This is a genomic window from Salibacterium lacus, assembly GCF_042684865.1.
GTDB lineage: Bacteria > Bacillota > Bacilli > Bacillales > Marinococcaceae > Salibacterium > Salibacterium lacus.
Genome location: NZ_JBHUML010000002.1, coordinates 1,910,301 through 1,926,264, shown reverse-complemented (window position 1 = coordinate 1,926,264; position 15,964 = coordinate 1,910,301). Strand labels below are relative to the sequence as shown.

Annotated in this window: 13 protein-coding genes and 1 rRNA gene; 8 read left to right on the top strand and 6 right to left on the bottom strand. The window is 46.5% G+C overall.

The features are described from left to right. Positions 1-75 precede the first annotated feature (75 nt). Both rrf and ACFSUB_RS10565 read left to right on the top strand, forming a co-directional pair. Positions 76-192, top strand: a 5S ribosomal RNA gene (gene rrf, locus ACFSUB_RS10570). A gap of 1,148 nt (positions 193-1,340) precedes the next feature. Beyond that, a complete protein-coding gene (locus ACFSUB_RS10565; protein ID WP_380713138.1) occupies positions 1,341-1,805 on the top strand; it encodes a DUF2306 domain-containing protein in 465 nt (154 codons plus the stop codon). 431 nt (positions 1,806-2,236) lie between these two features. Here the strand turns inward: ACFSUB_RS10565 and ACFSUB_RS10560 are convergent, their stop codons facing one another. Continuing rightward, positions 2,237-4,453: a YcdB/YcdC domain-containing protein gene (locus ACFSUB_RS10560; RefSeq protein ID WP_380713137.1), complete on the bottom strand. Its 2,217-nt coding sequence runs from the start codon at positions 4,451-4,453 to the stop codon at positions 2,237-2,239. Between the two features lie 455 nt (positions 4,454-4,908). Here ACFSUB_RS10560 and ACFSUB_RS10555 point away from each other — a divergent pair, with 455 nt between their 5' ends. The 6 genes from ACFSUB_RS10555 to ACFSUB_RS10530 all read left to right on the top strand — a co-directional run bounded on the left by ACFSUB_RS10555 (position 4,909) and on the right by ACFSUB_RS10530 (position 10,594). Next, on the top strand, positions 4,909-6,054 hold the full coding sequence (locus ACFSUB_RS10555) for a helix-turn-helix domain-containing protein (RefSeq protein WP_380713136.1): 1,146 nt from the start codon (positions 4,909-4,911) through the stop codon (positions 6,052-6,054). Between the two features lie 141 nt (positions 6,055-6,195). Continuing rightward, positions 6,196-6,498, top strand: a complete 303-nt coding sequence (locus tag ACFSUB_RS10550) for a hypothetical protein (RefSeq protein ID WP_380713135.1) — start codon at positions 6,196-6,198, stop codon at positions 6,496-6,498. A gap of 205 nt (positions 6,499-6,703) precedes the next feature. After that, entirely contained in the window at positions 6,704-7,312 is a 609-nt protein-coding gene (locus tag ACFSUB_RS10545) for a flavin reductase family protein (protein ID WP_380713134.1), read from the top strand. Between the two features lie 511 nt (positions 7,313-7,823). Beyond that, positions 7,824-8,315: a sigma-70 family RNA polymerase sigma factor gene (locus ACFSUB_RS10540; protein WP_380713133.1), complete on the top strand. Its 492-nt coding sequence runs from the start codon at positions 7,824-7,826 to the stop codon at positions 8,313-8,315. A 413-nt stretch (positions 8,316-8,728) separates the two neighbouring features. Then, positions 8,729-9,031 (top strand): hypothetical protein, encoded by a 303-nt coding sequence (locus ACFSUB_RS10535; RefSeq protein ID WP_380713132.1) that lies wholly within the window; start codon positions 8,729-8,731, stop codon positions 9,029-9,031. Positions 9,032-9,205: 174 nt separating this feature from the next. Beyond that, the gene (locus ACFSUB_RS10530) at positions 9,206-10,594 is read left to right on the top strand and encodes a TolC family protein (RefSeq protein WP_380713131.1); all 1,389 of its coding nucleotides are present in this window, start codon (positions 9,206-9,208) and stop codon (positions 10,592-10,594) included. 158 nt (positions 10,595-10,752) lie between these two features. Here the strand turns inward: ACFSUB_RS10530 and ACFSUB_RS10525 are convergent, their stop codons facing one another. From ACFSUB_RS10525 to ACFSUB_RS10505, 5 genes are read right to left on the bottom strand one after another with little or no spacing between them, the layout of a single operon-like run. Next, positions 10,753-11,565, bottom strand: a complete 813-nt coding sequence (locus tag ACFSUB_RS10525; protein WP_380713239.1) for an alpha/beta hydrolase — start codon at positions 11,563-11,565, stop codon at positions 10,753-10,755. Positions 11,566-11,587: 22 nt separating this feature from the next. Beyond that, positions 11,588-12,400 (bottom strand): ABC transporter ATP-binding protein, encoded by an 813-nt coding sequence (locus ACFSUB_RS10520; RefSeq protein ID WP_380713130.1) that lies wholly within the window; start codon positions 12,398-12,400, stop codon positions 11,588-11,590. A 15-nt stretch (positions 12,401-12,415) separates the two neighbouring features. After that, the gene (locus ACFSUB_RS10515) at positions 12,416-13,438 is read right to left on the bottom strand and encodes a FecCD family ABC transporter permease (protein ID WP_380713129.1); all 1,023 of its coding nucleotides are present in this window, start codon (positions 13,436-13,438) and stop codon (positions 12,416-12,418) included. Beyond that, complete coding sequence (locus ACFSUB_RS10510; protein WP_380713128.1) at positions 13,431-14,441, bottom strand: FecCD family ABC transporter permease; 1,011 nt, start codon at positions 14,439-14,441, stop codon at positions 13,431-13,433. The genes ACFSUB_RS10515 and ACFSUB_RS10510 overlap by 8 nt, the downstream gene beginning before the upstream one ends. A 12-nt stretch (positions 14,442-14,453) precedes the next feature. After that, positions 14,454-15,452 (bottom strand): iron-hydroxamate ABC transporter substrate-binding protein, encoded by a 999-nt coding sequence (locus tag ACFSUB_RS10505; protein ID WP_380713127.1) that lies wholly within the window; start codon positions 15,450-15,452, stop codon positions 14,454-14,456. Positions 15,453-15,964: the final 512 nt, after the last annotated feature.

Genomic DNA, 15,964 nt, shown 5'->3' with positions numbered 1-15,964 from the left:
GGCTCTATATTCGTTATGTCGTTTTGAGGGAACATGATTCCCTGGATAAAACAAAGCCCGCCTAAGGGCATCAGGTCTGGTGGCGACGGCGGAGAGGTTCCACCCGTTCCCATGCCGAACACGGAAGTTAAGTTCTCCAGCGCCGATGATAATAAAGGGGCAACCCTTTGTGAAAGTAGGACGCCGCCAGGCAACCAAAAGTACCGCCGGATATTGAATCCGGCGGTCTTTTTTTTTAGGAACGGGGATGAATTTTAGGGGACATTTTCTCCGGGAACGGGCCGGAAGGTGTCTGGTATTTTGAGATACCGGCCATTTTTCCGTTTCCGCCAGTTTATGATGTCCCTAATGACAAAGTTATGGCCAGTTTCCCGCACGAAAAGTCTATTATCCTTCCATAGATGGAGGGCCCGAACCCCGGCTGCCGGGACCAATAGAACCTTCAAGAAGATTTAAAGTGGCCGGTAGATCCGGTCTAAGAGCTGTTCCCCCGCGGGGGCCGGGGGGGGGATGGTCGTCAGCATGGTTCTATCGACCAATACCGCCGGATAGCAAGCCGGAAACGACCGTTCATACTCGTCTCTCGACCAATCGCCATGGTGCCAGTGTAAAAAAGGCGGTACGCTCCGTGCAGCAATGTCCTGCGGATGGGAGGCGACGGATGACTGAGCCCGTGCCGATACCCGAAATGGTGGAAAGGGCAACCTTGTGGTTCAGCAACTACTCAAATTGGTCAATAGAGTTGTCCCAGGAGCCACTCCTCCACCGGAGCCGGAGGAGAGATGGTCGGTAGAGGGATCTACGGGCCCATTGAGCTACGTCGTGATCCGGAAATGGTCGTAATCTGCTATCTATCGACCAATCATCCCAGAGTCGGGATGAAAAAAGGTTGCTGGAGGTGTACAGCAGCCATGGGCTGCGGCGGGAGGTGCTGTAGGGATTGACCTGCGTCCAGCTTCCATATCTGTTTGTGCCCCATTGGAATGCCAAAATTCATTGAATTGGACGATAGAGTTGTCCCGGGAGCTAATCCTTTACCGGAGCCCGGGAAGAAGTGGTTGTTAGACTGTTTCTATCGACCAATCACCCCTGGCGACCGGAGTGAAATAGTCGTTAGCGTCTCCCCAGGAGCCATTTTGATCTCGTTGCCGGCTCGGTGTTGGTCGATAGAGCCACTCCTTGGGATCATGAGAAAAACAGAACGAATGGTTGATGACAACAGAAAAAATCGGAATCGTTTTTGCTGGGAAATGATATAATCAACATAAGAAAATAATGAATATTACGATCACCAGTATTGTTGAACAAAAATGAATCTCAGGAGAGAGGAAAAGAAGTCTATGACCATATTTGGTTTCTTCTTAACGTTTCACATCATTTCCGGGATATTATGTTTAATTGTTGGGTTGGCTGCAGCTTTCGCGAAAAAACAACACGGATGGCATACTTTCCTGGGGGAGTTGTACCACGGCTCTTATGTTGTTGTTTTTGTTTCAGCGGTTGTCATATCGATAATGCACTGGCAGGAGTCTGCTTATTTGTTTTTTATTGCATTGTTTTCATATGGGTTAGCGTTATTTGGTTATCGGGCAAGGAAAAAACGTCCGCTAAATTGGCTGTCTAAACATATCGGTGGCATGTTAGGATCTTATATTGGAATTGTCACAGCTGTACTTGTCGTAAATATAAATGGTATTCCAATAGTAAATGAATGGCCGGCTTTAATCTTTTGGTTGCTGCCGACGGTAATCGGCACACCGATTATTATTACGGTCAGCAGAGGGGTTCAAACCCGTCCTTCTTAACTGCGGCATGATCTCTTTACAAACGGGTGCTTTCTTTGTGTGGCGCACTCAAATGTAGTTGTACGATATTGTTGAAGCTGTAAACCATTTTACTGGAAGTGCAATCAATAAATCCCAGCCTGAAGACTAAATACGAGACTAGATTAGACGTTTTGGAAACAAGGATAGGGTCCGTTGGAGTCAGAGGTGAAAGAAGGGTTTGCAGGAATGGACAGACTCATGACTGGTATTCCAGAAAATTATAAAGCCTTGGAAAACAGGATAGTCGGGCACGAATGTTTGTTAGAAAAACTCTCCAACTTAAATAAAGAAGTCTGGTTATCTTAGAGGCGTGAAATTGGTAGTCATGATGATTTCTATTAGTGACATAGTATTCATCTTATATGTGAAAAGCTGTCCCCGGAAAAGGAATCCCGGGGACAGCTTTTTGTTTACTGGTTATTCGCTTGTTTTTCCGCGAGGCGGAAGCAGGTGACCGCTAAATGAGCCAGAGTCACGTCATCGTCCGGGTTGAACCGGCCGTCGCTTCCCTGCAGAATACCCTCGGCATGGGCAAGAGCGACGTGCCCGGCGTAGTCCTCGGAAATCCCGCTTTCATCTTCAAATGGAAGATTATAAATGTCCTTATGCTGTGCTGCTTGCTCCAGATTCAATACCCGGACAATCCAGACGGCAAGTTCTTCGCGGGTCAGGGTTTCGTCAACGGGGAAGGTGTTGTTCTCCGCATTGATAACCCCTGACTCGACGGCCTGTTCCACGACCTGGAAGGAAGAATGGTCCGGCTGAATATTTTCAAATGTTGCTGTTTGTTCTTCATTTGGATTGCCTGGATAGAAACTTTCCATGGACTTCATCAACATTTCCAGAGCGGTGCCTTTGGACACGGCTTCATTTGGTTTCAGTTCTTTTTCCTCATCGGCAGAAAGGATGCCGGACTGTACCATATAATTGATTTGATCTGCTGCCCAGTGATCCGTAATGACCTCTTCGGCCGGCGATTCATTTTGAGTGAGCTGCGATTCCGTCCATTCACCGGTTGCCGCGTCATAATAAAGACCGTTCGATTGATACGAAGGCTGATAGATAAGATGGTACGTATTCGTATCCCCCTGCAGGTCATGAGAGGCATAAGACAACTCAGCATTCAGTTCGTTTTTGTAGTCCTGCAGAGCTGTTTCTTTATCCACTGCATTTTCAGGGTCCGGCCAATTTGTAATATCACCGTTGCGCCGATTGTTAAATGAAACGAGCTCTCCATCTTCAGCCGAAACCGTGATGCTTAACGAGCTGCCCTGTACAGGAAGGCCGTTTTTCACCTGCGGAAAAGAAAAGCGGTACGTCCCTTCGCTGTTAAGAGGTGAGCTGCTTTCATTGTCAACAGGATACGCGAACTCGTGAATAAAGGAACTGCCGTAGGTTTCTGCTGCTTCCACCGCGGCTTCCAACGCTTCTTCCTTCGTTAAGTTCTCCTCCGGTGAGCGCTCGCTGTAATCCACGTTTCTAAAATCGACAATATCGCCGGTTTCTTTTTCCACAACAAAGTTAGTACCGTGGCCGGAGCTGCCGCGCTGTATCATATACCGGAGAGAAAACACGTCGACGCCGTTTCGCGTTGTCTCCTGGATAGAGCGGATATTTAATTCAGCGTCATCTGAAACGGTTATTAAATCTTTTGCCATTTGTTTCACGTCCCCGCGTGACACAGGATCTGTCTCTTTTTCAAGAGGCTCTTCGCGGAGACGTTGCAGCTGCTCCTCTTCCGGCAGTTCGGAAACGAAGGAGTTATTTATGCTCCATTTCCCGGTTTGTGCATGAACTCCCTGAATAGTGGGAGAAGGAGCGTACACCAGGCTGACGTTCTGCTCATCTGTTTGATAATCATGCTGAACAGCATACTGCAGGCGCAGGTCCAGATTCTCTTTCATGGAAGTTTCCGCTTCTTCTTTCGCCAGGATATCTTCCTGATCTTCATAGGAAGCGGACTGCTGCTGGTATGTACCATGACTGTAACTGGATAGCTCGCCGTTTCCGAGTACCGTTGCGCGAATCATCTGATGTTGTACCGGAATGCCATTTTTCATACGCTGGAATGTAAATTGATATTCTACAGGCTCCGTCAGCGTTTGATTCCCCGCAATGATAGTTGGACGCTGTTGTTCACTTAACGTATACTCTCCGGAGGCGGTATTATTCACAAATTCACGGGCCGTCTCCTCTGCTTCTTCCTGTGTTACCTCAGCTGGATACAGCGCATCTTGAACATTGCCGGGCTGATAGGTAAAACTCTGCAGCTGAAGCTCTTCCCCGATAAACCGAACATTTCCATGAATCCTTTTACCATCTGTGGTTTCTTTGTCAAAACTTAAGTGATGGGTCAGGACGTCCTCCTCGCTTCCAGGTCCTCGGACATGATTCATGCGGAAATCGCTGTTCTCAAGAGAATCAAATCTGGAAGGAAACAATTCATTGAAACGATTGATTAAATCTTCCTTCGTTACATTGACGTCGGCAGAACTTATCTCCACCATCTGCTCCTCTCCGGCTTCGGTCTGTTTCGTGGCTGCTTCCTCTGCTGATACGTTGGCAGTAAAGGAACCTATGGCCAATGCCGTGGACAATGAAACTATTCCTATTTTCCTATAATTCATCCAATACCCTCCCATTCTTGTACACGCCATCATGATATCAGATTTTTCCGTTAAATAACAGTGCTCCCGTTAAAACACAGTACGTGTCATTGCTTTAGTCTATGACTGTTTTGTTTTATACGGCAAGTGGAGAATGCGGGCCGGGTCAGGGTACTTACGAACATCTGCTGAATGTTGTTACGTCGGAATGAACCTTTTTACGGAGTGAAAATGCTGCGGCATGAAAATTCATCCTTTAGGGCGGGTTGGTTAATCCAGGAGTTTCTTATTCTGATTACACCGCCTGACTATAGCTGTTCCTTATGGGCATTCTTTTGGTAGAAATATATGATTTATTTGATATTTCATTAGAAAACATAACATAAGTTGACTAGGCAATATATAATAGGACAAAAATTACATATGAATGTCAGCCATTCAACTGATGCTATTCACAGCAGGAGAGGGGTGCCTCGTTGACACAATCAAAAGCGGGTCAAACGAAGATACGTGAATTGATACAAATTATAGCTGAGATGACCGGAATGAATGTTGGATTCTATTCACAGACGTACAATACTTCATCCAGTGCCGTTTCCCCTTGCGGAACACCGGTTCAGAAAGAAGACAAGACAATGTATCTGTTTTTATACAGCCGGTCGAACGCGGAGGTGTGTTATTTCTATGAGCAGGCACAAGATTGGTATTACCTTTCTATGTGGGTGCCGGCGATAGATGGGTTCATAATGGCCGGGCCGTACCGGACACACGATGCCATACCGGCCCAGGGTCTCATGGATCTTGAAACTATCGAGCAACACTCTGCTACAGCTGCTTTGTTTGTATCCAAACATTATTTTGTGCAGTCGATGATGACCAGCATGATCCGGCATTATTCTTTACTGAATTCCGAACCCCTAAAGAGAGAACATAATGACAGACTGCGCGGGACATCCTCTTCCTCCGAAAAATCAATAATAGATTATATCAGGAGAGAGGATCCGGAGAGCGGCGACATGCTGAAAGCGTTGGAGGAGGCTTCGGATATAACATTTGGGGCTGAGGACATTCATATGCATATGACAAATAAGTTATACGTCACCTGTGTTGTGATGACAAGGGCCTTGATTGCGGTTGGTATGGAAGCATCGGAAGCTTTGTTGTTCACCGGGAGCTTTTTTCATTCGATAAACCATACAGAAACCGTCCCCCAATTAAAAGCACTGCGCCGGCACATCATGACGTCCTTCGACGATATGATTCAAAGAGAGCGAAATAAACCGTACAGCCCATTTATCCGGCAGATTCGTGATTTCATCCGGCATCATTTGCAGGAACCCCTGGATGTGAAATCAATCGCAGATCACATGAACCTATCTCCCGGGCATGTCTCTACTGTTTTTAAAAAAGAAAGCGGGAAGTCGCTGAAGAGATACATTGCTGAGGTGAAAGTGAAAGAAGCGAAGCGATGGATGATTTACTCGGACATGCCGCTATCTGAAATCGCGGTGCTGCTTTGTTTTAATGATCAGACTTATTTTACCAAGGTGTTTAAACGAATCACAGGGCAGACTCCGCTTCAGTACCGGAAGCATCACCCTCCCAATCATCCATTTCATTGAATCTAACTCACAGAAATGCCAAATACCTTATGGAATTACCATACAAATAATTGAAGTTAAAGGTAACATATGAAGTGTATATACGGTAAAAGTAATCAAAAATCTGAATAATGAGAAAAAAGATAGAAAGGGAATGTTTTTATGATCACACCTTATTTCCCGGTTCACCTGAGTGAACGTCTTGAGGCTGCCGAAAACAGAGAATTGGTGGATTGTGTCCTACATATTATTGCCGTCGACCCTTTTGAAAGCAATATGGAAGTGTTTGAATTTTTCATGAATGATAACAAGCAGTATGTCCTACGCAGTCAGCAGAATCCGGAGCGTTGCAAAGGATACCAGGTTCCAGTGGCGGAAGGTCCAGTTACAACAACGATGTATGTAAAAAAGGACGAGGAACATTTGAGTCTTTCTACATCACTGGATGAATGCGTAGAAATATAGTGTGAAACAGTGGAGCCCGGGATGTTTCCCGGGCTCCGTTTTTTCAAGGATGCTGTTAAAAGAGTTTATTAGTTGATGGATCTGCCGCTTATGTGTTCCGGAAAACAGAAGAGAAGCCTTATCCTTTAAGGATGATTTGGTTTCTGCCGAACAGAAACAGGGAATGAAAGGAATCATGTAAAAAGAGGAAAGGAGCTGCATCTTTATGCCAGGCAGCCGCGCTGAAATCTTTGACCCGGCGGTCGAAGAAATCCAGGATTTTTATAAACTCATGACGGGATCAGTGGTACCGCGCCCTATCGCATGGGTGTCGTCCAAGAGTGGGGACGGCGTTTTGAATCTGGCGCCGTTCAGCTTTTTCACGGTGGCTTCAAGACAGCCGCCAACGCTTGCCATTTCCATTGGTCCGGGCGTGAAGGAAAGGGAAGGGACCGTAAAAGATACGCTCACCAATATTCAGGAACGCGGTGAATTTGTCATCAATATCGTTTCCCTTGAACTTGGAGAGGAGATGAAAACCTCAGCCGGGAATGCCGCGCCGGACGTGGATGAATTTAGAGAGGCGGGAGTGACTCCACATTTGTCTGAATCGATAGATATCCCAATGGTGCAGGAAGCACCGATCTCGTTTGAATGCGTCCTGGACCAGGTGATTCCGGTAGGAACAGATCACCTGGTCCTCGGCCGCGCGCAGCGGGCCCACGTTGAAAGGGAGGCCTATGCCGGCCATTATAGAATTGATATCGATCAGTTGAAACCGCTGGCTCGCCTTGCCGGTGATTATGCCGGATTGACGCAGCGTTTCTTTTTATAAAAGTGGAACATTTTGAACGTAAATATCCGGACAAGTATTCGATGTGCGATGCAGCGCACTCGGTACTGTCCGGATTTTTCTGTATATCATGATGTGTTGCTGCGGGGATGCGGTCGGTGTGCTGGACGTTACCTGCCGACTTTTGTCGAATACATGCCAAACTGCATGCTTTACGAGCCGAATGCACTGTAATACAAGCCGAACCCGCCGGTACCGGCGAAATAAACGGATTTACATGCCGAATCCACACAAATACATGCCAAACAACCGCACTTACCTGCCAAACCTTGAAGCACCCTATGGATCCAAGTGTCGAACCCTAATGAAACTTCGTTACCCATTTGTCCAACGTTGAAGCATCAGACGTGAATGACAAATACTCCCCTCGGTGGAGTGTTGCATCATTATGTAAAATACTTACATTTTACAAGGTGCGCGTCGCCGGGTTTTCGCTTACGCTGAGGCTACCATGGAATACAGCGGCGGCGCGCCGGCCGAAAAGGTCAATAATATGAATCAGGCACTGGGTATTTCGTTTGAAGAGGTGGCGGAAGATTTCACACCGCTTGTGACAGGTATGATCAAGCGGCTTCGGATCTATAAAAATCAGGAAGAATTCATGCAGGTGGGTTTTATTGCGTTATGGAAAGCGTATGAGCGGTTTGATGACACGAAGAATGTGCCGTTTTCGTCCTATGCTTATATTACCGTGAAAGGGGAGATGCAGGAGCAGCTGCGCAAAGATTCGGTGTACGAAGAGCGTTACACGCCGAGCGATTTTGAGCGCGTGCCGGAACCGCCGGCATCTGATATGGAAAGTTTGTATCTGGAGCTCGACAGCCTGCGTCCGTATCTGGACCGGCTGACCCCGCGCGAGCAGGACTGGGTGCTGGAGTACAGCATCCATGGACGCGGTATCAAGGAGATTGCCGGGCGGTTCCACGTATCCCCCCACACCGTCAAAGACTGGCGCCGTTCTGCTCTGAGGAAACTGCGGATGTAAGAAAAGGCCGGACCGGTGGTTCTGCTTATCGACTCTTATACGATTGGGAACGCCCTGAAATGGTCGATAGATCGGTTCTAAGGGTCAGTCGCACAATAGAATAGAAGGAAAGTGGTTCCTGGGAAGCTTCCAGGAACCATTTTTGCTGCATATCTGTCTGGAAATGGTCCATCGGAGGTTTTTTTATAGTGACAAAGGGGAAATAATAATGCCGAAATTATTATAAAGCATAAAAACAGACTATACGCAGAGCACGTAGTATGATTGAAAGAAAGGATGAGGTGCATATGTTCAGGCTGAAAAACATGAGATCCTCATAACAAAATCTCAATACAGAATAGACATCTACCATACATTTCTATTATTTTTACTACAATGAGAAAGTAGTCTTTGATTAGAAAAGGAGATAGGTCATGAATGATTCAGCTTTCTCTACTTATATGAGCAGCCATGTTCAAGAAGTGGTTAACAAAGACTTGGCAGACATTGTTGCACGAATCGTAGCAGCTGAAATGTTTGAAAACGAGTGGGAAACGTTTGAGTTCTTCCCTCACCTTGGCGCGCAATACGTGATCCGGAGCCAGGAAAATCCGTCCAGATGCAAAGGATATCAGCTTCCGTTTTTTGCAGAAGCGCTGACAGAAACTCTCCATGTGAAAAAAGAGGAAAGCAGCATATATCTGTTTACTTCAAAAGAATGTGCGCTGCAGCAATAATGAATAATGTTCTACATGCCACGGGAAGGGTAAACGCCCGCGGCATTTTTTCACAGAAATATAATACCTTTTTTATTTTCCTTCCCGTGTATTTACGTTATAATAGCAATTGATTAGTAAAGGAAACTATTAAGAAATCTAAACAATAATTTCTTGCAGATAGGGGAGGAAAACATGAAACGGATTTTTTCTGCAGGGTTGGCGGCGCTCGTTGCTTCTTCGGGGATGACAGCGGCAGTGTCGGCGGCAGAAACCGAAAGTCAGCAGCAACAGGAAGAAACCGGACAGTCTGAAGAAACGGCATCGGAAAACCCGGAATCCAATAATGAAAATGAACAGACAGACAATGAATCATCACAGGAAGACCTTGTGCAGATGTTAACAATGGAAGATGCAGTGGATGCGGCCTTGAATGATAATTCATCGTTGATTCTGATGAATTACCGGCTGGATAACATACGAAGCCAGCTGGAAAGTTCGGAAGACGATTACAGTGACCTGCAGGATGATTTGGAAGATTTAGAGGATCAAATGGATGATCTGCGGGATGTTCAAGATGAAACGGGTCAGCGGACTTTTCAAACAAGACTTGAACTGCAGAATCAAATAGAGGACATGGAGGACAATCTGGATAACCTGGAAGATTCCATCCGGAAGCAGAACTCCGATGAAATCCAGCTTCGTTACAACAGGGAGGAGGCGCACCGGAGTGCAGAGCTTTCCGCGAAATCCACCTTTGTACAGCTGATTATGCAGGAGAATCAAATCGAGATGACGCAGGCTTCTCTTGAAAATCAGAAGCAGCAGACGTCCAATGTAGAGCGCCAGGTCGAAATCGGCACCGCACCGGAAAGTGAATACGAGACGTCGCAGCGGGAAGTGAGACGGCTGCAGAACAATCTCGCCGACGCGCGTTCGCAGTACAATCATGATCTTGCGATGTTTGCGCTCGATATCGGGATTGTTTATCATGAAGACCTGACGCTCAAAGCACCGGAGATGGGAGAACTCGAGCCGATTGAGCAGACAACGGAAACCGAAACACTTATAGAGGATTCGTTCAGCCTGCAGAACGCTCAGGAAGCGCTCGAGCTTGCTGAGTACAACCGGGAGCAGACACGTAATGATGAAGACGCGACCCGGTTTGAAGAAGAACAGGCTGACATCAGCGTGGAAACAGAACAGGAAAATATCACGCAGCTGCGGCAGAATCTGAGGACTTCCATAAACAGCACGTTCCAGGAAGCGCAGACGCAGTACCAGGCTGTACTTCAGGCCCGCGATGAAGTGAGTTATGCCGAAGCTGATGTAGAGGACCTCCGCATCCAGGCTGATATCGGCGTAATTCCTCACGCTGAGTATGAACAGACCGGTATTCAGGTTGATCAGGCTGAACAGGAACTGACTTCCGCACGATGGAATCTATATCTTGTTAATGAACAGATTAAAGCGATGCAGGACGGTCTCGTACAGCAGTCCGGCGGCGCTTCGGCCGGAGCATCGTCGGGAGCAGGAGGAAGCTCCTCTGCAGGATCTTCCGGACAACAGGCAGCGGCACAGTAATAATAAAAGCTGCAGGGATCATACATATCCTTGCAGCTTTTATTATGGCTCCTTGTAGAAATAGAATTCTGTGATATTTCTGAAGGAATTTGGGCGCGGGAGGCTGTGGGGTACATGTCCGAAACGCCCAGCTCCGTCTAAGAAAAGATACACTTTATTTATAGTGTCTGTTGAGTAAAGCGGAGAGCCCTGCTTAGTATAGTGGGCACGATGGACATGTGGTTCTCTTCGTGCCCTTCTATGTACTGAGTTTGAAAGCCGGGAGTGTTATATGGTTTTAAACGGGATGATAGTGCTTTTGCATCGGTTATCATATGAGCTTTTTCCAATGAGCCGGCTGATAGGAAAAGCCGGATGGAAACATCGTAGTCTCCAAGCCCATTCAAAAACGGAGACTCCCCCTGTAACACAGCCTGCTGGTTCCACCAAATCGATGGGCTTGTTGCGATATAACCCTGGAAGGTGCCAGGTTTGTTGAACAGCGTATAAAGAGCAAATAAGCCTCCTAAAGAGTGACCGAAAATCGTTTGATGTTCCGGATTGATGACGCAGTGCTCTCTGATAAACGGTTGTATGGTTTCTCTTAGAAAAAGAAGAAAACGTTCAGCTCCCCCGTTCTCAGGCCATGAGCTGCCGCTTGGCATAGGGGGAAGCTCCGCGGTATCCGCAGAAGGAGTGTAATCATAAAAGCGTCGCTCTCTATGAAACAATATTTCTCCTGGATAGCCGATTCCAACGACTACTGATGCATGCACACCTGTTACTTCAGGTCGTCTGGACTGCATCCGTACCGCATCGGATACGGTTTGAAAAAAGGCGTTTCCATCCAGCACATAGAGGACGGGGTACCCCTCAGAGGGAGCAGGCTCTGAAGGAGAGTATATGTAAAGCTTATAGGAAGACGCCGCTCCTTCTGCCCGCTCTATCAGCCACTCTTCCATCTGTGAATCCGGATGATGTATTTCTGTCATTTTCACGGGACGGTTCCCTCCTTTATCTGTGTGCATGCTGCTTTTCCTGTTCGAATAAGCTCTCATATCCATAACAGACCGGTGCGCCGTTTTGGGGGTCCATCATCACTCTTGCCTGAATGTCAAAGACGTCACGTAATACACCTTCCTTCATAATATCAGCTGGTTCCCCCGATGCGATTATTTCCCCCTCTTTCATTGCAACCATTTCATGGGAAAACCGGGCTGCGTGGTTAATATCATGCAGGACCATGACCACGGAACATTCATAATCACGATTTAACGTCTCAACGATCTGCAGCACATCCAGTTGGTGAGCCATGTCCAGGTAGGTGGTCGGTTCGTCCAGGAGCAGCACCTTCGTATGCTGGGCGAGAGCCATGGCAAGCCACACCTTTTGTTTCTGTCCTCCGGAAAGAGTGCCGATGCTTCGTGAGCGGAATGCCGCGGTTTTCGTCAACTCCATCGCCCACTCGATCATTTCCTGATCTCTGCCCGTGAGCTTATTTATATTTTTTCGGTGAGGGTATCTTCCATATGCAATCAACTCTTCCACCGTTAACTCTCCGGGGGCTGCAGGGTTCTGAGGGAGGAGGGAGAGGCGCCTTGCAATCTCTCTGGTCGGAATAGTGTTTAAATTTTCTTCCTGTAAAAACACCTGACCGCCTGTCTGCTTTAATATACGTCCAATGGTCTTTAACAATGTTGATTTGCCGCAACCATTTGGGCCGATAATCGTGGTGATCCTTCCTTCAGCAATGGATATATTTAAATCTTTAAAAACGGTATGATTCTCATATCTTGCTTCAATTTGGTCCGTCCGCAGAATGCTCAATGTCCATTCTCCCTCCTATGCTTTTTCTTTCATGAGTAAATAGAGAAAATACGGGACGCCGATAATGGAAATAACAATGCCAACGGGAATTTCAATGGGGGCAAAGGCTGTCTTGGCAATAAAGTCTGATGTTATGACAAGAAGCATCCCAACCGCGCCGCAGACCGGAATGACGTTTCTATGATGAATACCGACCATGCGCTTGGCGATGTGAGGAGCCATAAGCCCGATAAAGCCAATACTTCCAGACACGGATACACTTGCACTGACAAGTCCTATACTCGTTAAGAGAAGAATATTTTTTTCTCTTTCCACCATCAGCCCGAGACTTTTCATACTATCTTCTTCGAGCTGGAAATAATCAAGCTTCGATGCTTTTTTATAGATGACCGGAGTGAGAACAATAACCCAGGGCAGAATGGATACGATAAATATCCAGTTTGCATTGTAAATGCTTCCTGAGAGCCAAACGGTGGCCATCTCGAAATCGGAGGCGTTCATTTTCAATGATAGATAAAGAGTGAGTGCTCCAAAACCTGACCCAATGGCAATTCCCGTTAATAACAATCGCTGTGGGTCGAGAATCCCGTTCTTTTTGGCAATCACAAAAATAATAAAAGCCGCCGCCAATCCACCGGCCAGTCCGAACAAAGGTCTGATCATAACCGCGGTCCAGCCGCTTGACGTGACCTGCGCCTGAAAGACAAACATGAACAGGACAATAGCAGTGCCGGCACCGGCATTGATCCCTAATATTCCAGGATCGGCCAGGCCGTTTTTGGTGATTCCCTGTAAGACAGCGCCTGCGATGCCGAGGCTGAAACCGACTGCCCCTGCCAAAACAATACGTGGGAGGCGGAATTCAAAAATGACCAGGTGATAATCGGAATTCTCATTCATCTGAAGGAGAGTGTGGAACACTTCCTGTAACGTTAATTCATAGGATCCATTCATCAAGCTGATAAAGACCATGATCAAAATCAGGGTGAAAAGAACAGTCAGAATTCGTCGGGGGGAGGTGCCGGAGTGCTTAGACATGGCTTTTCCCTCCTCTCGTCCGAATCAGGTAAAGAAAGAACGGAACACCGAGCACAGAAGTGACCACGCCAATCGGCGTTTCAAATGGATAATTGATGAGCCGACTCAGGAGATCCGACATGCCAAGAAAAAAGCCTCCTATAATCCCCGTGCATGGAATCACCCATTTATAATCAACCCCTACGATGAAGCGGGTGATATGCGGGATGAGAAGCCCCACAAATCCAATTTTTCCTACTAAAGCAACGGCAGTTCCTGTTAAAAAAATGACGGAAATCATGGTGACGGTTTTTAATAAAACAGGACGCTGTCCTAAATTGGTAGACATCTCATCTCCCAATGCAAGTATCGTAATAGACCTGGCGGCAGCAATAGCCAGCAGAAGACCAATGATCCCGGCCGGCAGTCCCAGTAAAAGGAGATCCATGCTCAATTGATGCAGACGAGCGTTATACCAGAAGCTGATGGTTTGTGATACTTCAAAATACGAAGCTACAGCAGAAGACAAACTACTTAAAAAAGTGCCGATGACGGTTCCGATGATGGCAAGCCGAACAGGGGACAGTCCATTACGTAACAGGGAACCGAATCCAAACACAATCGCGGCACCAAGGGCAGAGCCAAGCATGGAATACAGAATCATCGTTGAGGAAGCCATACCGGGGGCGAAAACCATGCATAATGTGACAACAAAAGCAGAACCATCTGTCACTCCCATAATAGAAGGAGAAGCGAGATAATTTCTTGTCATACCCTGCATAAGCGCACCTGATACGGCTAGAAATGCGCCGACCATAACTGCTCCGAGCGCTCTTGGTAAACGTGCCGTCATAATAACAGCATGATCGACGTTGCTGCTGTCATAATGGAAAAAAGCTTCCTGGATTACTGCTGGTTCAATATCTTTTGCCCCATATGAAATGGATAAAAGAATGGTCCCCATAAAGAGGACCGGTGATAATCCTATAATGAGGAGTGGAACGATACGTCTTTTCTTCTCCATCAATCCTGCACCTTATTTCAATATGGTTTCCTGAACCACTTCCAGGAAGTTCGTTTTACTCCAGGCTGTTCCGCCCTGGGCCATTGGATCAATGGAATTGATATACACCTGATCGTTTTTCACGGCGTTTATGCTGTTCCAAATAGTGTCATTCTGCAGTTCATTAAGGTATTCCGGGGAATCCGGGTTTTCCGTTTCTGCAAATTGTACATATAAGTGGTCCGGATTCATCTCCGCCAGTTTCTCCAGCGTAATCATTTCCTGTGCCTCTACAGCGTTTAAGGTTTCCGGCACCTCAACGCCAAGATCTTGATAAAGAACGGGGTTAAAATACACATCTTCGGGATATAGGTAAATGCTGCCGCGGCGGATACGAACGACGACAACGTCCTTTCCATCAACAGCTTCCTGTACGTCCTCCTGAAGGGATGCTGCATCTTCCTTATATTGAGAAATGACGTCATCGGCCTGTTCTTCATTGCCGGTTAATGTTCCCATTAATCGTAAATTCTCTTCCCAATTTGATGATATGTGGGAGATCGGAAACATTGGAGCAACTTTGTTTAAGTTCTCGGTCACTTCCGCCTGGAACTTGGATGATCCCAGAATGACATCCGGTGACAGTTCCAATAGTTTTTCATGGCTTGGCTGCCGTTTAGATCCAATATCCTCTGCGCCTTCTATCACATCTGCTACATATTCAGGAATTTCTCCACCAGATGTAATGGTTGCCATCGGCTGTACACCTAAAACAGCAGCGTCTTCCATTGATTCCAGACTTGCGGTTGCAATCGACTCCACATCAGCCGGTACCGTATATTCCTCTCCCAGATATGTAATGGTCTGGGAACTGTCCTGTTCTGTCTGCTCTCCCTCTGCTGTTTGCTTTGAATCCTGCTCTGCATTCTGTTCTCCCTGACTTGATGTATCTTCAGACTGGCCGCATGCGGCAAGGGATAGAGTGAGAATGGCCAAAACTGTCATCATCTTCATCTGGAATACGTGTATCATCTTTATAATTCCTCCTTATATCGATAATTATTCTCAATTGTAATATAATTGAGAATGATTATCAATTTATTTCTGTGAAAAAAATTGGTAACTCTGCTGTGTTGCGGTTTATAATCTCTCAAAGAGGAACAAAGGACTATTATAGAAATAATTATGAAATAAAGATGGTTATTTCAGATAGATGTCCACAACTGGAAAAGTATTCAGATTTTTGGTTTTTCCTTCTGGTGAAATGCATGATAATTCGTTATAGTGTTAATTGGTAAGGAAAAATAATTAAGTATATTAAAGTGTTTTCCTGCATATGGAGAAAAAACAATACATGAATCGCATTTTTTAACCAGGATGGGCTGCACTGCTTGTTGCTTCACCGGGTCTGACGGCGGCCGTATCAGCAGCAGAATCGAAAGAGCATCAGGTGGAGCATCATCGGGAGCAGGAGGAAGCTCCTCTGCAGGATCTTCCGGACAACAGGCAGCTGCACAGTAATAATAAAAGCTGCAGGGATCATA